Origin of the sequence: Natrialba sp. PRR66 (assembly GCF_034808065.1) — an archaeon.
Classification (GTDB): domain Archaea; phylum Halobacteriota; class Halobacteria; order Halobacteriales; family Natrialbaceae; genus Natrialba; species Natrialba aegyptia.
Genome location: NZ_JAXHGN010000058.1, coordinates 1 through 281, shown reverse-complemented (window position 1 = coordinate 281; position 281 = coordinate 1). Strand labels below are relative to the sequence as shown.

General features: G+C 59.8%; 1 pseudogene. It reads right to left on the bottom strand.

Annotation, left to right across the window (positions count from 1 at the left end):
* Positions 1–281, bottom strand: a pseudogene (locus SM755_RS23475) (phage tail protein); the annotation flags it as partial.

Here is a 281-nt window from a genome sequence, read left to right as displayed (position 1 = left end):
CCGCGGAGCTGATTCCGGAGTTCCAACGAGCTCCAGATTGACGAACAGATATCGCCCGTTTCCGTCTTCGAACAGGACATCGGTCGGGTTGAGTGAGTCCACAGTCGTCCAGTTGCCTTCCGCGTGTTCCGACAGGTTGCTCAGCGCGACACCCTGCCAGTAGCGGACGTTCCTCGGGAAGACGTCCTCGTGACGCGAAGCGACCCGATCTGGGTCGCAGTTGATAAGTTCCCAGACGCTGGTGATCCCGTCGTCTCGAAGTATGTCGACCGTCTTCGGCG